Source organism: Micromonospora sp. CNZ297, from assembly GCF_007827625.1.
Window position 1 is genome coordinate 1 of record NZ_VISU01000043.1, and the last position, 15,045, is coordinate 15,045.

General features: G+C 67.7%; 8 protein-coding genes and 2 pseudogenes. 4 read left to right on the forward strand and 6 right to left on the reverse strand.

All coding sequences use genetic code 11. The features are described 5' to 3' along the window. The first annotated feature begins 207 nt into the window (after positions 1 to 207). Positions 208 to 3,777 (forward strand): NACHT and WD repeat domain-containing protein, encoded by a 3,570-nt coding sequence (locus FB454_RS33560; RefSeq protein WP_145824193.1) that lies wholly within the window; start codon positions 208 to 210, stop codon positions 3,775 to 3,777. 567 nt (positions 3,778 to 4,344) lie between these two features. Here the strand turns inward: FB454_RS33560 and FB454_RS33565 are convergent. Together FB454_RS33565 and FB454_RS33570 are read right to left on the reverse strand one after the other, a co-directional pair. After that, a complete protein-coding gene (locus tag FB454_RS33565) occupies positions 4,345 to 4,533 on the reverse strand; it encodes a hypothetical protein (protein ID WP_084588867.1) in 189 nt (62 codons plus the stop codon). A gap of 187 nt (positions 4,534 to 4,720) precedes the next feature. Continuing rightward, positions 4,721 to 6,005 (reverse strand): annotated as a pseudogene (locus tag FB454_RS33570) (IS256 family transposase). Positions 6,006 to 6,089: 84 nt separating this feature from the next. On the opposite strand from FB454_RS33570, the pseudogene FB454_RS33575 reads away from it, so the two are divergent. Then, a pseudogene (locus tag FB454_RS33575) lies at positions 6,090 to 6,272 on the forward strand (transposase); the annotation flags it as partial. Here FB454_RS33575 and FB454_RS33580 read toward each other — a convergent pair. From FB454_RS33580 to FB454_RS33595, 4 genes are all read right to left on the reverse strand, one after another. Then, entirely contained in the window at positions 6,248 to 7,702 is a 1,455-nt protein-coding gene (locus FB454_RS33580) for a GH1 family beta-glucosidase (protein ID WP_114920810.1), read from the reverse strand. The pseudogene FB454_RS33575 and the gene FB454_RS33580 sit on opposite strands and share 25 nt — an antisense overlap. Next, entirely contained in the window at positions 7,699 to 8,598 is a 900-nt protein-coding gene (locus FB454_RS33585; protein WP_030274737.1) for a carbohydrate ABC transporter permease, read from the reverse strand. The genes FB454_RS33580 and FB454_RS33585 overlap by 4 nt, the downstream gene beginning before the upstream one ends. Positions 8,599 to 8,608: 10 nt before the next feature. After that, positions 8,609 to 9,541, reverse strand: a complete 933-nt coding sequence (locus tag FB454_RS33590) for a carbohydrate ABC transporter permease (protein WP_145824195.1) — start codon at positions 9,539 to 9,541, stop codon at positions 8,609 to 8,611. Positions 9,542 to 9,605: 64 nt separating this feature from the next. Further along, entirely contained in the window at positions 9,606 to 10,877 is a 1,272-nt protein-coding gene (locus FB454_RS33595; protein ID WP_145824196.1) for an ABC transporter substrate-binding protein, read from the reverse strand. Positions 10,878 to 11,164: 287 nt separating this feature from the next. Between FB454_RS33595 and FB454_RS33600 the strand changes: the two genes are divergently transcribed. Beyond that, positions 11,165 to 12,160: a LacI family DNA-binding transcriptional regulator gene (locus FB454_RS33600; RefSeq protein ID WP_230650269.1), complete on the forward strand. Its 996-nt coding sequence runs from the start codon at positions 11,165 to 11,167 to the stop codon at positions 12,158 to 12,160. Positions 12,161 to 13,768: 1,608 nt separating this feature from the next. After that, positions 13,769 to 14,998, forward strand: coding sequence for a trypsin-like serine peptidase (locus FB454_RS33605; RefSeq protein ID WP_145824197.1), 1,230 nt, complete (start codon positions 13,769 to 13,771; stop codon positions 14,996 to 14,998). Positions 14,999 to 15,045: the final 47 nt, after the last annotated feature.

The following is a 15,045-nucleotide window of genomic DNA, read 5'->3' on the forward strand; positions in this document are numbered from 1 at the left end:
CAGAGTTCGTCCGAGACGACCCACGGCGGCTGCTCACCCCTCCTCACGTTCAGACAGAACGATCCTCGCGTCCCGAGGACACGCCCAACATCATTTCGTTAGGAGCTCTAAGTCAGGGCCTGAGCCCAGTTCCGGCCACGGCTGCTGCCTCTGTCGGCTATCCGTCACGCGCTGGCGGGCGGCGCCTTCTCGTAGTGCGATGATCAGGTGGGGCGGGCGCCAGGGGAGTACCGTCGCGAGTCCGGTGCCCTGCTGGGCACCATCGCCGTCGGTCTGGCTATCAACATCGTGACGGCGCGAACGGACAGCTGGCATGGGCCGTGGCGGTTTGTCCTTGACTACGCCTACCTGTGGCTTCCGCTCTGTGTTGTCCTGTGGCTCGCCTGGCGGTACCTTCTGCACCGCCGAACGGCGATCACGTGGCGCAGCGCGGAAAGCCCATACCCCGGCCTCGCGCCGTTCACAGTGGAGCGCGCGGGTGTGTTCTTTGGCCGCGACCGCGAGGCACGAGACGTACTGCACCGCCTGGAGCGCTCGGGGCCGGCGCCGGCAACCCGGATCGTCGCTATCGTCGGCCCCTCAGGAGCGGGCAAGTCATCGCTGATTCGCGCGGGCGTCATCGCTCGACTGCCACGGCGCTGGACCGTGGTGGGTCCGCTTCGGCCGGCTGCTGATCCGTTCATGAGCCTCGCCGCAGCATGGGCGGATGGCCCGGCCGCTGTGCTGCAGACGGCGCGGCTGTTGCGCGAAGAAGCCGCCGCTCCGGAAGCCCCGCTGCAGGTTATGCCGAGCATTCTCAGCGTCGCCCGCGGACCAGTGCTGCTCGTCGTCGATCAAGCCGAGGATCTGTACACCCTGACCGACGAGCACGACCGGGCCCAGTGGTGGAGCCTGCTGACCCGGGCGCTGACGGTGTTGCCGGAACTGCGCTTGCTGGTGGCGATTCGGCCCGAGTTCCGCCGGCGGCTCACCGAGCAGCAGGCCGGCTTCATCACCCGGCCGGTCGCCATCGGTCTGCTGGATCCGGCTCGCATCCGACAGGCCATCGCGGGGCCCGCCCGGGCTGCAGGACTCACGTTCGAGGACGACCTCATCGACCGCATGACCGCCGACGCCACGGTCGGTGACGCGCTTCCCCTGCTCAGCCACCTGCTGCAACGTCTGCACCTGCAGTCCGACCGCCGACACATCACGGTGGCTCAATACGAACAGGCCGGCGAGGTGGGCGGTGCCATCGCAGCTCACGCCGAGCAGATCTACGAGTCCCTCACCGCGCGGTACCCCCAACACGCCGTCGACTCTGCTCTGCTGCGCGGCATCGGCATGGAAGGCAAGGAAACCGTACGACGGACGATCCGCCGAGCCGACCTTGATACCACCGCCGCCCACATCCTTGAGGAGTTCAGGGCAGCCCGCCTGATCATCGACGTCGACGACGGCACCTGCCTCGAACTTACCCACGACGCCCTGTTCCGCCAGTGGCACCGCCTCGCTGCTCTGATCAACGCCAACGAGGAGCGCCTGCACCGCATCACCCGACTCGAACACCGCGCGGCAGCATGGCAAGCGAACCCGCAGACAGACGACCTCTTGCGCGGCCAAACCCTCGCCGATGCCGTCGCGCTGGCCGCCGAGGTGACCCTCTCCACCGCAGCCGGCCACCTACTCGACGCCTCCCAGGAGACCGATCACCACGACCGCGCCCGACAGTCCGAGCGCGTTGCCGAGTTCGCGCAACAGGTGCGCCGACAAGACCACGAGCTGGCCCTGGCGCTCGCCCATACCGCGCTACACGAGCTGCCACCCACCCCAGCTGCGACGATGACGCGCTGGGCCCTGACCGCCACACCGCAGACCCGGCGCCTCACCATCGGACACACCACCGGCATCACCTCCGCGGTCTGGCTGCCCGACAACCGAGAACTCCGCACCGCCGACAAGGCGGGCCGCGTCTGCACCTGGAACGACACCGGCCGCCTCACCGGAGTCGCCTTCGCCGATGACCCAGAAGCGTGCGGTCACACCCTGCTCAGTGCCACCGGGACCCTTGCCCTTACCGAGCACGATCGAGGTGTCATGCTGTGGCGCGTCGGGGACGGCCGCAACCTGGGCAGGCGGAGGGGGAGTCTCCTGACGTCGTTCGACTCGTTCTCGTGGGGCGGTGATGCGTGCTTCGCGGGAACGTTCGATTACCGAGCCGTTGACGTCTACCGCCTGGAGGACGACGTCCCCGGCTTGGTCACGAGCATCCCGGCCACGAATGTTCACGCCACGGCATGGTCCCCTACACACGACCGGCTGGCCATCGCCTCAGACGACCTGCTGCTCGTGATCGGCATCGGCGAGCAGACGTCAGAGATCCTGCGACAGCAGGTAGCGTGGTCAGAGCCGGCGTTGTGCTGGGCGCCCGACGGAATCCGCCTCGCGGTCTCAGCCGCTCCGGCGTTCTCAATGCGCCGCTCTGCGACCCCCGCACGGGAACTCCGCACCCTGTGGATCTACGACACCGACACCGGCCAGGCCGCCGAAAGCGCGCCTCCCGGCTTGGCCGAAGCAATGGCGTGGTCGCCCGTCGACGATGTCATCGCCTACGCCCTGCGTCGAACACGACACCAACACCGCGTGGCGCTGATCGACGTCGCCACCGGACAGACAGTCGAGCGGCGGGCACGCCCTCACCAAATCAGCACGATCGCTTGGTCCTCCGACGGCAAGCGGATCGGCCTGGGAAGCTCATTCCATAACGTCGAGATCTGGGATGTTGTCGGCCGAAGCTTCCGCCGCCTGCCCACCGGTAGTCTACGAGAAGTGTCATGGTCGCCGGACCTCAAGCGCGCCGCCGTAAAGCGGACGGGATCCATGCCAGAGATCATCGAAATGGACGAGGCGACGCTGCCGCTCAGACTCGGAGACGACGACTGCATGTCGATCGCGTACTCGCCCCTAGGTGACCTGGTCGCCACCGCCACGCAAGAACAGGTCACCGTGTGGGACACGCGATCCGGTGTCCCACGAGCACAGTGGGGCACTCGTCCGCGACCAACCCTGAAACACACAACGACGTCGACGCCATTACCGTGGGTTTACGGACTCGCCTGGTCCGGCGACGGCTCACGGCTGGCCGTTCACACACACTGCTTCTTTGGCAGAACACCACCCGCCCTCTCGGTCTGGGACGTGGGCAAAGGGCAGCGCCTAGCAGTCCTCGACGGGGGCGAAGAAAGCGCGGGAACGCTCAACTGGTCCCCGGACTCAAGACTGATAGCGGCGGTCGTCAGCAAAGACAATGTGAGCTTTTGGCGAGGAGATGACTACACCCGCGCTCATCAGTGGCGAACCGAAGGGGAAGGCGAGGTAACGGCCCTGGCCTGGTCGAATGACTCTGTCAGACTCGCCGCCGCCGTCGGCAACCAGATCGAGATCTGGAACGTAGCGCAGCAGGACATACGTATGCGTTGTGTCGGCCACACAAGTGCCGTCCGTCAACTGAGCTGGTCATCCGACGGAAACTTCTTAGCTTCTATCAGCGACGACGACGCGCTCTACATTTGGCTCACCCAAGACGGGCGGCCTCTCGGCGTACTTGACACGCCGGGCGGCATAGTGTGCAGCCTGTCGTGGCAAGACACCCTTACCGTCACCTACGACGACGGCAGTATCCTAAGCTGGGACGTATGCGAGGGCCACGCGAAGCTCTCAGTTAAAGACCGAGAACCGCGTGCGTTGACTGCCGAAGAACGCAAGCGATACGGGCTGCCGTCAGCGTCGACCGACTGAGACTCGCCGGGATGCAAGCGGGTCGGCTCCAGCTTTTGGTTACGCCTTAATTCCGATACTCGATAACGAAGGGGAGCGGGCCTGACAAGCTGCGACCCTGTGCGCCCGAACTGCTATGCGTGATTGCAGACGGTAATGAGCGTACGGGCTTGAGCCAACCCTGGTCGTACCGTAATCTATGAGCATGTGGACCCAGAAAAGGGCCACATGTGACACGAACATGTGTTCGAATCCCCCCTCGGACACAAACCGAATCCCAACGGTGCGTGGCAAGATCTACACTTGCCCGCACCGTTTGCGTTTCCGGGTCGTACGACAGGCGCAGCCCAGGCTGCGGTAGACCTCCAGCTTGTGTTCCGGCTCGGCGTTCCACAGGGCGCGCTCACGAGGTCGCCGAATACTTCGACGATGGCGATGATCTCCTCCTGGCTGAAGCCCGGAGCGGTTTCGGCTTTCTCTTCGATTGGCGTGTGCCGGCGTTGTTCAGCACGCTGGCGTCCGGCCTAAGTTCCGGCGATCCAGCCGGCGACCACGGCCGGGTCGGCGCCGGCTTCGAGTGCCGCTCGATTAGCGGGCCAGTTTCGCGTCGCACTCAGCCACGGTCGGTCCGTCCGGTACGACTGGGGTCACGGCTGGCATGTCGGCATGAGCCTGGTCGAGGAGCGCGGCGACGGTGTGACGCCGCTGTAGCGGCCCGAAGCCCTGGACGAGCCAGGTGTCCAAGGGTTTGACCAGTGCGTCTTCCTGCATGATCACGTTGCGTGGGTGGCTCAAGGCCGTCGCCGGCAGCCGGGCCGCCAATCTCAAGGTCTTGTCGTACGCGCTGGAGGATCAGGCGGCACGGCTCGAGAAACTGTCTGGTCGCGGATCGCGGCAGACGCGGCGGCCCGGGGGCACGCCAAGCTTGGGGCTGTCTCGCTAACGGTGTTTCCGGCGATCTTGGTTAGTAGGTTTCAGCGGCTGGGAAGCGGTCGCTGAAGGTGATGGCGAAGGTGTTCAACGCGGGTTTCCAGCGCATCGTCCATCGGGTTCTGCCTGCTCCGGTGGGGCCCAACGATCGGGTCACCAGGTACAGACACTTCAACGCGGCCTGCTCGTTGGGGAAGTGGCCGCGGGCTTTGACGGCCCGCCGGTAGCGGGCATTGAGCGACTCGATCGCGTTGGTGGAGCAGATGACTGTGCGAATTTCCAGGTCGTAGTCGAGAAACGGGATGAACTCGGCCCAGGCGTTGTCCCACAGCCGGATCACCGCCGGATGCCGGCCACGCCACTTGTTGGCCAGGTCGTCGAACGCCGCCCGGGCGGCGTCGGCGTTGACGGCCGTGTAGATCGGCTTGATGTCCCGCTTGAGCTCGTCCCAGTACTTGCGGGAGGTGAGCCGGAAGGTGTTGCGGATCAGGTGGATCACGCAGGTCTGCACCACCGTCTGGGGCCACACGTTCGTCACGACCTCGGGCAGGCCCTTGAGACCGTCAAAGACGAGGAAGAACACGTCTTTGACGCCCCGGTTGCGCAGGTCGGTCAGCACGCTCATCCAGAACTTCGCGCCCTCACCGCCAGCGCCGGCCCACAAGCCCAGGATGTCCTTCTCCCCGTCGAGGGTGACGCCGATCGCGGCGTAGAACGGCCGGTTGGCGACCTGCCCGTCGCGCACCTTGACCACGATGGCGTCGATGAACACGGCGGCGTAGATGGCGTCGAGAGGTCGGTGGGACCAGTCGGTCATCTCCTCGATGACCTTGTCGGTGATCCGGGAGATCGTCTCCTTCGACACCGAAGCCCCGTAGATCTCGGCGAAGTGCGCCGAGATCTCCCCGATCGTCAAGCCTTTGGCATACAGCGACAACACGACCTCGTCGACCCCTGACAGGCGCCGCTGCCGCTTGCGCACGATCTGCGGCTCAAAGGTGCCTGCCCTGTCCCGCGGCACGTCAATCTGCACCGGCCCGTTGGCCTCGGTCAACACGGTCTTCGGACGGGTGCCGTTGCGGATGTTGCCCGAACCAACACCGGCCTGGTCGTGCTTTTCGTAGCCGAGGTGCTCGGTCATCTCCTTTCAGCGCGGTCTCCAGGACCGTCTTGGTCAGCTGCTTCAGCAGCCCGTCCGGACCGGTCAGGGACAGCCCTTGTTCCTTGGCTGACCGGACCAGATCGGCGGCGGCCTTCGCCTCCGCCGACGGCTCGGGCCGCTTCCTGCGTCCGGTCTGGTCGTTCAGTGTCGCGGTCATCACGGCACCCTCCTCACCAGGCACAACGCCCGGCAGGTCAGGCCGGAAACACCCTTAGATCCACAGACCCGGAAGGATCGAGAGATGGCAGGAACGAAGCCGTATCCGCTGGAGTTGCGGGAGCGGGCGGTGCGGATGGTGGCGGAGGTGCGGTCGAACTACGAGTCGGACTGGGCGGCGATCACGGCGGTGGCGGCCCGGCTCGGGATCGGTACGGCCGAGACGTTGCGCAAGTGGGTCCGTCAGGCGCAGGTCGACGATGGGCAGGTGGAGGTGCGTTTCCGCCACGCCCGCAAGCGGTCACGCAGCCAGTGGTAGCTGGCCTTGGGCGTACGGGATCCGGTGCCGTAGTCGACGTGGGCCAGACCGAAGCGGGGCCCGTACCCGCGGGCCCACTCGAAGTTGTCGATGAGCGACCAGTAGAAGTACCCCCGCAGATCGAGCCGGTCGTCGACGGCGGCCGCACGGGCCGCCGCCGCCAGGTGCCCGGCCACGAACGAGATCCGTTCCGGGTCCGGCTCGGGTTCGTCCCGCAGGTCGGCGCAGCCGTTCTCCGTCACGTACACGGCAGGCAGGCCCGGGTAACGGTCCGCGAGCCCGGTCAGGGTGTCGAAGAGCCCTTGCGGCTCCACCGGCCAGCCCAGGTCGGTGGTGGGCAACCCGTCTGGCCGTAGTTGCCGGACCCCGATGTCGAACGCGCTGCGCAGCGCCGGGTCGGGCTGCTCGTATGGGGCGTCGGCGACGTGCACCCGGTAGTAGTAGTTGACACCGAGGAAGTCCAACGGTGTCGAGATCACCGCCAGGTCACCGTCCCGGCGGAACGACAGATCGCTCACCCCGGCGTAGAGCCGCTCGAACCCGGACGGGTACGCGCCGCCCAGCACCGGATCCGTGAACTGCCGGTTGAGCATGAGGTCCTGCCGATCCGCCGCCGCCCGGTCGGCCTCGGTATCGCTGGCCGGCACGGCGGGGGAGAGGTTGAGCGTGATGCCGACGCGCGCCCGCGGGCCGGCGGCGGACCGGACTGCGGCGACCGCCCTGCCGTGCCCGAGCAGCAAATGGTGGGCGGCGGCCAGGGCACCGTGTCCTTCGGCGGCGCCGGGCGCGTGCCGGCCCTCCGCGTAGCCGACCATCGACGAGCAGTACGGCTCGTTCAGCGTGATCCAGTCCTGGACCCGGTCACCGAGGACGCCCGCCACCGCGGCGGCGTACTCGGCGAACCACTCGGCGGTATCCCGTACCCGCCAGCCACCCTCGTCCTCGAGCGCCTGGGGCAGATCCCAGTGGTACAGCGTGACGAACGGCCGGATGCCGTGCCCGCACAGGGCGTCGACGAGCCGGTCGTAGTAGTCGAGGCCCCGCCGGTTCACCGCGCCCCGCCCTGCCGGCATGACCCGTGGCCAGGCGATCGAGAAACGGTAGGCGTCCACGCCGAGGCCGGCCAGCAGGTCCACGTCCTCCCGCCAGCGGTGGTAGCTGTCACAGGCGACCGAGCCGGAGGTGCCGTCGTCGACGGCACCGGGGCGGCGGCAGAAGGTGTCCCAGATCGACGGCCCGCGGCCGTCCTCGTCGACCGCCCCCTCGATCTGGTACGCCGCGGTGGCCGCGCCCCAGCTGAAGCCGGCCGGCAGGTCCGGCAGCTCGGGCAGGTCCGGCTGGGTTGCGGCCGCGGCGGCACCTTGGGATGTGGTGGTCATCCCTTCACCGCCCCCTGCATGATGCCGTCGACGAGATGCCGGCCGAGGAGCATGAAGACGACGAGGATCGGCAGCGTGGCGAGCAACGTGCCGGTCAGCGTCAGGGTGTAGTCGGTGGTGTAGCCGCTGGCCAGTGCGGAGAGCGCCACCTGCACGGTCGCGTTGTTCTGCAGCACGACCAGCGGCCAGAAGAAGTCGTTCCACGCCTGCATGAAGGTGAACAGCCCGAGCACCGCCGCGGCGGGGCGGGCCGCCGGCAGGACGATGTGCCAGTACAGGCCGAACGTGCTGGACCCGTCGACGCGGCCGGCCTCCAGCAGTTCGTCGGGCACGGCGCGGCCGAGGTACTGGGTCATGAAGAAGACGCCGAACGCGGTTACCAGCCCAGGCACGATCACGGCGGTGAGGCGTCCGGTCCAGCCGAGGTCGGCCATCAGGATGTACAGCGGGATGATGCCGAGCTGGTGCGGCACCATCGAGGTCGCGATGGCCACGACGAGAAGCGCCTTTCGGCCTCGGAACCGCAGTTTGGCGAACGCGAACCCGGCCAGGGTCGAGAAGAACACCACGGAGACGGTGATCGAGCCGCTGACGATGAAGGAGTTCACCAGGGCCCGGCCGAAGTCGGTCGTGTCGAACACGCGCGCGATGTTGTCGAAGAGGTGCCCGCCGGGCACCAGGGCCGGCGGCACCTTCGTGACGGCGTCGCTGGTCTGCGAGGACACGACGATGGACCAGTAGAGCGGGAAGACCGACCCGGCCACGACCGCCAGCAGGGCGCCGTAGCTCCAGACCGAGCCCTTGCGTGGGTACCCGAAGCTCCGGCGCCGGTGGGACCGGCGTTGCGGCGGCGAGGGTGTGGTGCCGGTCTGTGCGGGGTCCGCGAGGGTGGTCACGGCGTCCTCCTCAGTCCTCGTCCTTGGCGATGCGCCGGGTGAGCAGGAAGTTGATGATCGCGAAGATGGCGATGACCAGACAGAGCGTCCAGGCGACCGCCGAGGCGTAGCCGAAGCGGAACTCCCGGAACCCCTGCTCGTACATGAACAGGGCGACGGTCTGGAACTGCCGGTCGGAGCCGCCGGTGGGCGTCTGGGAGCTGGCGAACAGCAGGGGTTCGGCCATGATCTGCAGGCCGCCAATCGTCGAGATCACCGTGGTGAAGATGATCGTCGGCCGCAGCATCGGGACGGTGATCCGCCTGAACTGCTGACCCTGCGACGCGCCGTCGAGGTCGGCGGCCTCGTACAGGTGGTGCGGGATCGCCTGCATCGAGGCGAGGTAGATGAGGGCGTTGTAGCCGGTCCACCGCCAGGCGACGATGAACGAGATGGCCAGGTGGGAGCTCCAGGTGTTGGCCTGCCAGTCGATCGGGCCGATGCCGACGAGGCCGAGCGCCCAGTTGACCATGCCGAAGTCGCGGCCGAACAGCTGGGTGAAGACGATCGTCACCGCCACGATCGAGGTGACGTTGGGCAGCAGCACGCCCATCCGTAGCGCGGTGCGGGCCCGCAGCCGGTGGTTGAGCAGGTGGGCGATCCAGAGCGCGGCGAGCAGTTGCGGCACGGTGGACAGCACCCAGATGCTGAGTGTGTTGCCCAGGGCGTTCCAGAAGTACGCGTCCTGCAGCATCTCGCGGTAGTTCGCGAGGCCGACCCAGCGGTGCGACCCGGAGTCGAGCAGGTCCCAGTCATTGAACGAGACGTACGCCGTGTACAGCAGCGGGAACAGCCCGAACGCGCCGAACAGCAGGAAGAACGGGAGGATGTAGAGGTAGGGCGAGCCTTTGGTGTCGAGCCGGCTCAGGCCGGCCCGGCGGGCCTGGTGGAGGTAGTTGGCCATCGTCGATCCTTCGTCGCCGGGCGCCGCCGGCGGTCAGGGGCGACCGCCGGCGGCGCGGGTCGAGTTACTTGGCGAGGCGCTCGACGTCGCTGACCATCTGCTTCCAGGACTCGTCGGAGCTTTGCTTGCCCTGTTCGATGCGGACGAGGGCGTCGCGGATGGTGGTCTGCACATCCCCGGCTCGCGGGCCCTGGTGCTGGGGCTTGAGTTGCTTTGCCGCGGTGGTGAAGAGCTGGCCCACCGGGGCGTTGTTGAAGAAGGCGTCCTTGTACTGGGCAATGTCAGGCTTGTCGTACAGCGCCGGGATGGACGGCAGGTTGCCCCGCGCGGTGAACACCTTGGCCTGCTGTTCCGGGGCGGTTAGCCACGCCGCGAGCTTCTTGGCCTCCTCGATGTGCTTGCCCTGCTTGGGAACGGTGAGGTACGAGCCGCCCCAGTTGCCGCCGCCGCCCGGGACGCTCGCCACGTCCCACTTGCCGGCGGCATGCTTCGCCTGGTCCTTGATCTTGGCCATCATCCAGGCCGGGCACGCGATCGTGGCGAACTGGTCCTTCGCGAAGCCGTTGTTCCACTCCTGCGAGCTGCCGATCAGCCTGGCCGACAGGCTGCTCTGGATCGCCGTCACCGTCAGGTCCCAGGCCTTGCGGACATCGGGGTTGGTTCCCACGACGATGCCGTTGTCCTCGTTGTAGTACCCGACCGGGGCCTGGCCGATGATGGCGTTGAACAGTTGGCCTCCGCCATCGAAGAAGGCGCTGCCGGCCGGGGCCTTCGCCGCGTACCGCTTGCCGAACTCGATGTACTTGTCCCAGCCGCTGCCCCAGGCGGCCGACACCTGGTCGCGGTCGAACGGCATGCCGGCCTTCTCGAACAGGTCACGCCGATAGCAGATGGCCAGGCCGCCGACGTCGGTGCCGTACCCGATCTGCTTGCCGTCCTTGGCCAGCGACGCCGCCCACTTCCAGTCGAGGTACTCGGACTGGCGGTCCTTGCCCAGGTCGACGAAGAGGTTGCCCCGCTCGCGCATCTGCGCGATGAAGCCCGTGTCGACGCCCTCGATGTCGCCCGCGCCGGAGCCGGTGGCCAGGTGGGTGATCAGGTCGCGATGATGGTCGTTGTAGGCGGCCGTGTGCTCCTGGATCGTGATGTTCGGGTGCGACTTCTGGTACTCGTCGTACAGGTCCTGGTACCCGAAGTTGCCGAACAGATTGACGTTCAGGGTGATCTTTTCGTTGCCGCCGCCGGAGCCTTCGTCAGTGCCGGTGCCACACGCGGTCAGCAGTACTCCGGCGGCCAGGATGGCTGCCGTCAGTCGCAACAGTCGGTTTGGGTGCATACCAGGGAACCCTTTCGTGCGATCATGTAACCGGTTACTTGAAACCGGTTACATTGTCGGCGAAGCGATGGCGGTGGGGCGGGTGGAGTTGGATGAAGATCGGATGCCGGCCGAGTCGAGGGTGACCGCCGGTGAGCGCCTTTCCTGGGAAGTGTGAACGGTTTCGGCTAGGGGGTGTCAAGTTACGAAACGGTAACGGTCGATGCAGCTTGACCGGCGGACATCGCTGACGCTACGGTCGTGAAACCGGTTACAGAGAAGGCACCACATTGACCACAATTAGGGAGTTGGCGCGCCGCTCCGGCGTGTCCGTCGCCACCGTGTCCCGCGTCTTCAACACCCCCGAGGTCGTCAGCCAGCACACCCGCCAGCGCATCCTCGACCTGGCCGCCGAGATCGGCTACCTACCGAACGGGTCGGCCCGGACGCTCGCCACGAAGAAATCCAACATGGTGGGCCTGGTATGGGACACCGACCATCGCCGCCCTGGATGGCGCCACCCGTTCCTGCAGGAGATCCTCGTCGCGCTCAAGACGGCGCTCAGCGCGCACGGGCTGAACCTGCTCATGCTCGCCGGCCACGACGCGGCGGGGCCCGACGACGGGCAGCGATACGTGCGCGCCGTCCGCCAGCACAATCTCGACGGCGCCGTCATCATCGACAACGGCACCCGGGACCCAGCCGTGCTCGCCCTCGTCGAAGCCCAGGTGCCGTGCGTCGCTCTCGACCTGCGGGTCGACGGCCCGACGTCGACCTACATCACCTCGGACAATGCCGGCGGCGCGGCGCTCGCCGTGCGCCACCTCGTCGAACGCGGCCACCGGCGCATCGCCACCATCACCGGCCCGCTGCGAACCTGGCCGGGAGCCGAACGGCTCGTCGGCTTCCGGGCCGCTCTGGCCGGGGCCGGCCTGCCGCTCGCCGACAGCCACGTCATCGAGGGAGACTTCTATCTCGACGGCGGTCACGCCGCGATGAACCGGCTGCTCGCCCTCGACGACCGCCCTACCGCAGTGTTCGTCGCCGGTGACGAGATGGCTGTCGGCGCGATGCGCGCGGCCCAGGCGGCCGGCCTACGGATCCCCGACGACATTGCGATTATCGGCTTCGACGACATCGAAGTGGCCGCGCTGATCCCGCCCGGGCTCAGCACCGTCGCCCAAAACAAGCCCGGCTTCGGCACGGCCGCCGCCGAGGCGCTGGTCGCCATGCTGCACGGCGGCGACGACCCGCCCAAGCCGACCGTGTTGCCGACGACGCTGGTCGTCCGCGGCTCCACCTGACCCGAACCGCGCGACGTCGGCGCCGTCCCGCTCTGGATCGTGCTGCTGCTCGCGGTTGCTGTTGCCGGAGCCGCTGTCACCGCCCCCGCAACCGGGCCTGCCTCGAGCGTCACACCCGTGCCTGGGCGAGGTCGCGGCCGGCGGTGGCTCGAATGATCCGGGGCCAGGTCCATGCGGCGCGCAGGATGAAGGCCAGAGGAGCGGGTCCCACAGTTCGAAGTCTTGATGGCGGCCATCGGGCGATGGAGCGACTGGGTCTCGTCGCCCGCCCGAAGTGGTCACCGAGGCCGGGCAGAACGGAAGGCTTTGGCCTGCGGTGATGTGGGCGATGAATCCGGTGTGACCTCCCAGAGAACTCCGGAAGTGGTCACGCGCATCGCTCCCGCTTGACTGGTGTCGGCTGTTGTCTCGAAGCTCGCTGACGTCAGCCAACAGGGCTTCGTCGTGTCACCGCATGGCACGGATGCCATCGCGGTGACGTCGGCATGCATCCCGGGGGCTGAGACTCGAATCCCACCCGAAGCCTGCTGACCAGGGCATCGTGCTCGGTGACCTCTTCGGCGAGCCCGAAGGTTCATGCAGCCGGGTTTCCTGACCGACGCGACGTTGTCCGGGCGGGGAGGTCAGCTAGACCTCGGGTCCCTAAAGTCTCTGGCAGGCGCTGCCCCGCAGATGGTCAACCGGTGCTCTCAGACACGGGTGCGGATGGCCCTGACACTTGCCATCACTTCCGAGGCCGCGACTGCAGGGGTTGGGATGGATCGGGGAGACAGACGCACACGCGGAGCGGCTCGGGCTCTTCCGGGCCGAGTACGGCCACCGGTTCGGCGTGCCGGCCGAGGCCGCAACGGAGACGTAGGGGGTGCCACTCAGGTCGGCCGCACCAGCTACCGCGTCGAAGGTCCCGGCTAGGCCCAGCTAGACAGCCGCCAGTCGTAGGCCACGACCTGCTGACCTGCCAGGTCAGCGACAACGGGCCCGGGCTGGGTGAGATCTGAGCGGCGGCCCGCCGAACCAGTCGGGCCGCCGTTCGGCGTTCATGCGCTCACCACGCCATCGCGATGATCATCTGCTCGGCAGAAGGCTGGCCATCTCGGTCTGGAGCCAGCCCAGCATTGCCCCCGTGTTCTCCTTCCCGGGTCCGGCGTTCGGGCTACGAGTCGCGCAACGCTGCGTCGACCTGCGGCCAGTCGGGCATGGGTGCACCGGGGTGGGTGTCCACCGCCCCGGCTAGCGGCAACGCGAAGGAATGCTCCTGCCCCTCGACCCTCGCCATGACCTCCGGAACGACCGCGACGCCCGAGGGCGTGGTCACCGATCGACCTGCGGTCGTCACATCCGACTGAAGCTGTCGATGCCTCCGTCCGCAGCCGCAAGAGGGCCGGGGCGTTACGCCATCTCGGCATCCCCACGGACCCGCGGGGGGCGGGCGACCGTGCGGCGCTCCGGCCTCGCTGCCGGGCCGGCCGTGGAAGGCGAGCGGACGGGCGCGGGCAGCCGTTCGATTTGGCGGTACCGCATCCCGCCACCAATCGATACTCTTCTATAAAAGCTCGTGCGAGGGAGCCCGTCGGAACGGCATCCGCCGTTCCTCGGAAAGGAGTGCGGATGAGACACATGTTGCGGCGCGGTGCGCGATACGCGGCGGTAGTGCTCGGCGTGTGGGCGCTCGGGGTGAGCATGCTGCCCGCGTCCGCCTCCGGGGCGAATCCGGCCCGGCCGGTGGCTCCGGCGTCGGTCCGGGCGCCGGAGGCTGCACAGTTCTCCGCCGAAGGCGTCACCACGGTGGGTGAGCTGCGCACACTCGACACCACCCGCACCGCCGACCGGCCGGGTGCGCGTCAGCTCATCCGGCATCCCGGCGCCACGTACGTCAAGGTCCACTTCAGCGCACTGCGGCTGAACGAGGGGGACTACGTCACGGTGTCCAGCCCGGATGGCCGGGAGACCTACCGGTACGACCGGAGCCTCGACCGGACGACCGGCTCGGACTACACCACCGACGGCGGGCCGGGCTTCTGGGCGATGTCCGTGACGGGGGATACCGCCGTGGTGACGCTGCACAGCGCGCGGCCCGCTCGCGCGGTCGTCGACATCGACCGGTTCTGGCGAGGGTACGACCAGGCCGAGATCGCCCAGCACAACTTCTCGACCACGTCCGTCTGTAGCACCGACGCCCGCCGGGACGTGGTCTGCTACCAGAGCACACACCCCACCGAGTACGCCCGGGGCCGGGCGGTGGCACGGTTGCTCATCGGTGGCGGCGGACTGTGCACCACCTGGCGGGTCGGGAACACCAACCGGATGCTGACCAACAAGCACTGCTTCTCGACCCAGTCCGCGGTCAGCGCCAGCGAGGCGCAGTTCAACTACCAGTGCGCCACCTGCGGTGGCAGCAACCCCGGCCCGGGCACGAAGGTGAGCGGTGCGACCCTCTACCGGGTGAGCAGCGGTGGCTCGGGTGAACTGGACTACGCGCTCTACTCGGTGAACAATTTCGCCGCGATCCAGGGGTTCGGCACGCTCTACCTGAGGACGACCGCGACCAGCACCGGCACGCGGATGTACGTGCCCGGGCACGGTGATGGCAGCCCGAAGCGACTGTCGATCTACGAGGACACGCAGAACGGTGGTGTCTGCACGGTGCGCAACGCGAACTACAACACCTGGAACATCAGTTACAGCTGCGACACCTCGGGCGGCAACTCGGGTTCCCCGGTACTCGACGCCAATCACCGCGTCATCGCCCTGCACCACCTCGGTGGGTGCCCGTCCAACCAGGGGGCGAAGGCACACCTGATCTACAACGAGATCGCCGGGCTGATCGACAACGGCTGACGGGCGCTTGCCGGTGGCTCGCCGACCGCACCCGGCGGCCGGGCCAC

Coding starts and splice junctions, on each gene's coding strand:
- FB454_RS33605 (WP_145824197.1), top strand. CDS start 13,769: ATGAGACACATGTTGCGGCGCGGTGCGCGATACGCGGCGGTAGTGCTC.
- FB454_RS33590 (WP_145824195.1), bottom strand. CDS start 9,541: ATGGCCAACTACCTCCACCAGGCCCGCCGGGCCGGCCTGAGCCGGCTC.
- FB454_RS33580 (WP_114920810.1), bottom strand. CDS start 7,702: ATGACCACCACATCCCAAGGTGCCGCCGCGGCCGCAACCCAGCCGGAC.
- FB454_RS33595 (WP_145824196.1), bottom strand. CDS start 10,877: ATGCACCCAAACCGACTGTTGCGACTGACGGCAGCCATCCTGGCCGCC.